Annotated in this window: 3 protein-coding genes; 2 read left to right on the top strand and 1 reads right to left on the bottom strand. The window is 70.3% G+C overall.

Annotation, left to right across the window (positions count from 1 at the left end; genetic code table 11):
- The first annotated feature begins 131 nt into the window (after positions 1-131).
- A complete protein-coding gene (locus tag ABTZ89_RS36195; protein ID WP_351053476.1) occupies positions 132-3,119 on the top strand; it encodes a DEAD/DEAH box helicase in 2,988 nt (995 codons plus the stop codon).
- Positions 3,112-3,936: an SWIM zinc finger family protein gene (locus ABTZ89_RS36190; RefSeq protein ID WP_270949771.1), complete on the top strand. Its 825-nt coding sequence runs from the start codon at positions 3,112-3,114 to the stop codon at positions 3,934-3,936. Before ABTZ89_RS36195 ends, ABTZ89_RS36190 begins: the two co-directional genes overlap by 8 nt.
- Here ABTZ89_RS36190 and ABTZ89_RS36185 read toward each other — a convergent pair whose 3' ends face one another.
- On the bottom strand, positions 3,937-4,365 hold the full coding sequence (locus ABTZ89_RS36185) for a PPOX class F420-dependent oxidoreductase (protein ID WP_351053473.1): 429 nt from the start codon (positions 4,363-4,365) through the stop codon (positions 3,937-3,939).
- Between the last annotated feature and the right edge of the window lie 156 nt (positions 4,366-4,521).

Genomic DNA, 4,521 nt, shown 5'->3' with positions numbered 1-4,521 from the left:
CCACCCCTATTACAACCCGTTGGGTTGTGTTTTTCTCTTGTGTGCCCTGCCTTGGGGGGGCTTCTGCCTTAACCTCTCACCAACCCACCCCCCCCCCCCACGACCTGTACTCATCGAAGGAGGAACATCCGGTGTGGGCCGTGCACTCGTTGTGCACTGTGGACGGACGTCTGGTGCTGTGGGCGGAGGACTCCGCGCTGCCGGCGCGGGTTCCGGGACGCGCACCGCGCGGTCCGCTGGCGCATCCGTTCGCGGTTGCCGGTGAGGCGCTGCGGGATGCGCTGACCGGGGAGCAGTTCAAGGTCGACTCGATCCCGGTCCAGCTGCCGTCCTACGCCTCCGCACCGGTCGCTTCTCCGGAACTGGTCCGGGATCCGCTGACCGCCGGTCCCGCACCGCGCGGGAAGCTGCGGCTGCGCGAGTGGCTGGTGCCCGCTGTGGCCTGCAGCCCTGCGGCGGTGATCGAGCTGCTGGACGAGGGCGTGCCCGGCTGCCGGTTGGGCGCTTCGGCGCATTTCCTGCGCAGCGTCGCCGAGTTCGCCGAACAGCTGGTGTCACAGGGACGCGTGCTGCCCGCACTGCTGGACGAGAACGAGTGGCCGACCGCGCGGTGGCGACCGGCGTTGTCCAGCACGGATTCAGCGCACTTCGTGGCGCTGCGCGACGCCATGCCACCGGCGTTCCGCTGCGAGCGCGGCGACGCACCGGCCGATGTCCTGCGCAACGCCCTGAACGTGCTGGTCGACGGCATCGTGCGCAGCCGGGTCGCGGAACTCGAGCCAGCCGGAGGCCGGACTGCAGCGGCGGCCTGGCTGAAGGCGTTGACCGGCGAGCCGCGCTTCGACAGCGCCGAGAACCAGGTCCGCAGGCTCGCGCGGCAGTTGGAGACCTGGCGGGCCAGCGGCGGCAGGCAGAACCCGGTGCGGACCTGCTTCCGGCTGCACGCGCCCGAGGACGACGAGGACTGGCGCCTGGAGTTCCTGCTGCAGGCGGTGGACGACCCGAGCGTGCTGGTGTCGGCCGACGAGGTGTGGCGCGCGGACAGCATGGTCCTGCAGCGCTGGACCGACGAGCCGGAGGAGCTGCTGCTCACCGATCTCGGCGAGGCCAGCCGGATCTTCCCCGCGCTGGACGCGGCGCTGCGCGTGCCGCACCCGAGCGAGCTGCTGCTGGACGCCACCGGCGCGTACGAGTTCCTCACCAGCGCTGCGCTGCTGGACCAGGCGGGTTTCGGCGTCCTGCTGCCGTCCTGGTGGGGGCACACCGAGCAGCTCGGGTTGAAGCTGACCGCGTCGAGCACCGGAACAGCCGGTGCCGTGGCCAAGGAGTCCGGCGTCGGACTGGCCGACCTGGTCGACTACCGCTGGGACCTGGCGCTCGGCAACGAGCAGCTGACCGAGTCGGAGCTCGAAGAGCTGGCCGCCGCGAAGGTTCCGCTGGTCCGGTTGCGCGGCCGCTGGGTCCGGATCGACCGCAAGCGGCTCGCGGCCGGGCTGGCGTTCCTGGAGCAGTCCGGATCCGGCCAGATGACCGCCGGTGAGGTGCTGCTGCAGGCCGGGCTCCCCGCGGAGGACGGCGAACGGCCGATGCCGGTCGTGGAGGTCAGCGGGCGCGGGTGGGTCGGCGACCTGCTGTCCGGTCAGCTCGAGCAGCACCTGGAACCGGTGGAGCCGCCCCAGGGGTTCAACGCGACCTTGCGCCCGTACCAGCGACGTGGTCTGGCCTGGTTGGCGTTCCTCGACCGGCTCGGGCTGGGCGCCTGCCTCGCCGACGACATGGGCCTGGGCAAGACCGTGCAGCTGCTGGCGCTGGAAGCGCTGGCGCGGGCCGGCGGTTCGCGCGGGCCGACGCTGCTGGTCTGCCCGATGTCGCTGGTCGGCAACTGGCAGCGGGAGGCCGCGAAGTTCGCGCCGTCGCTGGACGTCCACGTCCACCACGGTTCCGACCGGCTCACCGGCGAGGACCTGATGGAGGAGGTCGGCGGGCACGACCTGGTCATCACCACCTATCCCCTGGCCGCGCGGGATTCCACCGTGCTGCGGGAGATCCGCTGGGAGCGGGTGGTGCTCGACGAGGCGCAGAACATCAAGAACAGCAACGCCCGGCAGTCGCGGGCGGTGCGCGGGCTGTCCGCGCGGCAGCGGATCGCGCTCACCGGCACACCGGTGGAGAACCGGCTCGCCGAGCTCTGGTCCATCATGGACTTCGCCAACCCGGGCGTCCTCGGCTCGCTGAGCACGTTCCGGGCGCGGTTCGCGGTGCCGATCGAGCGCGACGGCGACACCGAAGCCGCGGCGCGGCTGCGGCGGGTCACCGGGCCTTTCGTGCTGCGGCGGGTGAAGACCGATCCGGCGATCATCGACGACCTGCCGGACAAGATCGAGATGAAGCAGCTGTGCAACCTCACCGCCGAGCAGGCCTCGCTCTACCAGGCGGTGGTGGACGACATGCTGGCGCGCATCGCCGACAGCGAGGGCATGGAGCGGCGCGGCCTGGTGCTGGCGACGATGTCGAAGCTCAAGCAGGTCTGCAACCACCCGGCGCAGCTGCTCGGCGACGGCTCCCCGCTGCCCGACCGGTCCGGGAAGGTGGCGCGGTTGGAGGAGATCCTCGAATCGGTGCTGGCCGACGGCGACAAGGCGCTGTGCTTCACGCAGTTCGCGGGCTTCGCCGGGATGCTGGTGCCGCACCTGGCCGCCCGGTTCGACACCGAAGTGCTGTTCCTGCACGGCGGCACGTCGAAGAAGGCCCGCGACGAGATGGTCCGGCGGTTCCAGGAGACCGACGGGCCGGCGATCTTCCTGCTGTCGCTCAAGGCCGGTGGCACCGGGCTGACGCTGACCGCCGCCAACCACGTCATCCACCTCGACCGCTGGTGGAACCCGGCGGTCGAGGACCAGGCCACCGACCGGGCGTTCCGCATCGGGCAGCGCCGGGACGTGCAGGTCCGCAAGCTGACCTGCATCGGCACCCTGGAGGAGAAGATCGACCGGATGATGGCGGACAAGAAGGCGCTGGCGCAGCTGGTGGTCGGCTCCGGCGAGAACTGGCTGACCGAGCTGTCCACCAGCCAGCTGCGCGAACTGGTGGCGCTGGAATCGGAGGCCATCGGTGAGTGACTGGTACGGCGGATTCCCCAAGCCCAGCAAGCCGATTCGGGTCGAGGGCGGTATCAAGGCGCGCAGCAAGCGCGGCGAGATCGCGCAGACCTGGTGGTCGCGCCGGTTCATCGAGGTGCTGGAGTCGTTCGGCATGGGCGGCCGGTTGCAACGCGGGAAGAACTACGCGCGCGCCGGCCAGGTGCTGAACCTGTCGCTGTCTACGAGCGTGGTGGTCGGCCTGGTCCAGGGATCCCGCCCCCAGCCGTACCGGGCGCGGATCGGCATCAAGGCGCTGTCGTCGGCGGAGTGGGACCAGGTCGAGCGGGCGCTGGCCGGTCAGGCGCTGTACGCGGCGAAGCTGCTGGCAGGGGAGATGCCGCAGGACATCGAGGACGTCTTCGCCGAGCTCGGCCTGGAGCTGTTCCCGACGACCATGCGCGAGCTGACCATGGACTGCTCCTGCCCGGACTGGGAAATCCCGTGCAAGCACCTGGCGGCGACCTGCTACCTGCTGGCGGAGTCCTTCGACGCGGACCCGTTCCAGATCCTCGCCTGGCGCGGCCGCTCGCGGGAAGAACTCCTCGACCGCCTCCGCACCCTCCGAGGCACGACCGCCGGACCTGCGGCGGAACAACCGACCGGGCCGGAACCGCTGTCGGCATCCCTGGAAACCTTCTGGACAGCCCCGGAACCCCCGGCTCCGCCGCCGACCACGGGCACCACGGCACCGGACGCGATCCTCGACGAACTCGACCCGCTCCCGGTCAAGATCGGCGACGACTCGGCGGTGGACCTGCTCCGCCCCGCCTACCGGGCGATGACGGCGCCGGAGTAGTCAGGGCTGGTTCGGCGGCGCGTGGTCGGTGCGCCGCATCTCGTACCAGTCCTCGCCGACCGGCTCCCCCGCCATGTTCCAGCTCCAGGACGTGGTCGGGGTGATCCGCAGGTACACGCCGGGCCCGATCATCCCGGCCCGCTCGATCGGCCCTTCGGCCACCCCGTAGACGCGAATCCCGCGCGCGATGAACGGGTCGAGCGACACCAGGTCGTCGAAGACCAGGGCTACCTTGGGATTTCCGTCCCGGACGTTCCGGAACTTGCGGGTGTTGAGCACCGATGGCCCGCCCCCGCCAACCCAGAAGCAAGCTCCGTCGAACTCGCAAGCCAGCGGCACCACATCGGGCTGCCCACCCGCGTCAACGGTGGAGAACCGGACGATCGGCTGGGATCGCAGATAAGCGATCTCCTCATCGGTGAATGACATGGAGCGGCTCCTTCCCACTGACCGCGCCCAGCCTCCCACCGCAACGCGATTCGCGCCGAGAACCTCGGACGTCATGCCTGGTCAGGACCCGTGAGTACTTTGTGGCGCTATAGGCCCCCAAAGTACTCACGGGTCTTCACCAGGCAAAAGGTTCAT

The organism is Saccharopolyspora sp. NPDC002686, from assembly GCF_040295745.1.
GTDB lineage: Bacteria > Actinomycetota > Actinomycetes > Mycobacteriales > Pseudonocardiaceae > Saccharopolyspora > Saccharopolyspora oryzae.
Note: the sequence above shows the minus strand (reverse complement) of the source record. Positions and strands in the feature narration are given on the sequence as shown.